This window comes from Streptomyces flavofungini (assembly GCF_041028215.1).
GTDB classification, from domain to species: domain Bacteria; phylum Actinomycetota; class Actinomycetes; order Streptomycetales; family Streptomycetaceae; genus Streptomyces; species Streptomyces flavofungini_B.
The window spans coordinates 1-1,309 of the sequence record NZ_JASKYR010001284.1; the positions used below are offsets into that span (position 1 = coordinate 1).

The following is a 1,309-nucleotide window of genomic DNA, read 5'->3' on the forward strand; positions in this document are numbered from 1 at the left end:
CCCGTGTCCTGGGCCAGGAAGCGCAGCCGCTCCGCGGGGTGGGCGGGGTCGAGCGGTACGTAGGCCGCCCCGACACGCCATACGGCGAGCATCGCGGCGACCAGTTCCGGACAGCGGGGCAGGCAGAGCGCCACGGTGTTCCCCGGGGTCACGCCCCGTGCGATCAGGGCCTCCGCCAGGCGTTCCACGCGCTCGCGCACCGTATGGAAGTCGAGCGTCGCCGAAGGCGCGGACAGCGCGGCGCGGTCCGGGTGGAGAGCCGCCGTTTCCATGAAGCGTGTCAGGAGTTCGTTCTCGCCACTGTCCACAAAGGCTCCTTGCACCGAAGCGCGAAAGCTGAGAGGTTCGCGACCGCAGTCCGTGCGACTGCCCCCGCTCGTGACCTTAAGCGGCAGGTGTGACCTCGTATCCCGCCGCTAGTTGGAATGTGAACTTGCTAACATGCGCGACTGCCGCGCCCCTTGTCACGACGACCGGTTCCGGTGGCTTCCGTGACCTCCCCCGTGTTCTCGGACCCGTCCGCGGCGAGACACCCTCCCGAAAGGCCGTCGAGCGATGAAGCACCCGGGGTCCGCGGACGGCCGGAGGACGACGACCGGCGAAACGGGTCCCGACGGGCCTCCGGCACGCAAGTTCTGGGGGCTCCTCGCGCAGCGCGACTTCCGCATGCTGCTGATCGGCGAGACGGCCAGCAGACTCGGCAACAGCGTCACCTCGGTCCTGCTGCCGCTCGTGGCCGTCAGCACGCTCGACGCCTCCCCTTTCATGATCGGCCTGCTGACCGCGGCGCCCTGGGTGCCCTGGCTGCTGATCGGGCTGCCCGCGGGTGCCTGGGTCGACCGGCTGCCGTGCCGCCCGTTGATGCTCGTGTGCAATGTGGTCTCGGCCTCGCTGTTCGCTTGTGTGCCGGTGGCGTGGTGGCTGGGCGTGCTGAGCATGTATCAGCTCCTGGCGGTGGCGCTCCTGACGGGTACGGCGTCCGTCTTCTTCGCCACCGCCTACTCCGCGTACCTGCCCTCGCTCGTCACCCGGGCCGAACTTCTGGAGGGCAACGCGAAGTTGCAGGTCGGCGACCAGGCGACGCGGGTGGCCGGTCCCGGGCTCGGCGGCTTCCTCGCCCAGGCCGTCGGCAGCGTGCCCGGTCTGCTGCTCGACGTCCTGTCGTTCCTGGTGTCGTCCTGGTGCCTGCTGCGCATCAAGGCGGCCGAACACCGCCCGGCCCCGCGCCGCAGGCGGCTGCGGCAGGAGGTGTCCGACGGTCTGCGGTTCGTGGCGCACGACCGGTTCGTGCGTCTGATCACCGTCTTCG

The 1,309-nt window shown here is 70.3% G+C and carries 2 protein-coding genes; one reads left to right on the forward strand and one right to left on the reverse strand.

The features are described from left to right. Nucleotides 1-308: AMP-binding protein (locus tag AB8Z36_RS40455; RefSeq protein ID WP_369218340.1), on the reverse strand; the 308-nt coding region annotated here is incomplete at its 3' end. A gap of 247 nt (nt 309-555) precedes the next feature. On the opposite strand from AB8Z36_RS40455, the gene AB8Z36_RS40460 reads away from it, so the two are divergent. Further along, on the forward strand, nt 556-1,309 hold a 754-nt coding region (locus AB8Z36_RS40460; RefSeq protein ID WP_369218341.1), incomplete at its 3' end, for an MFS transporter.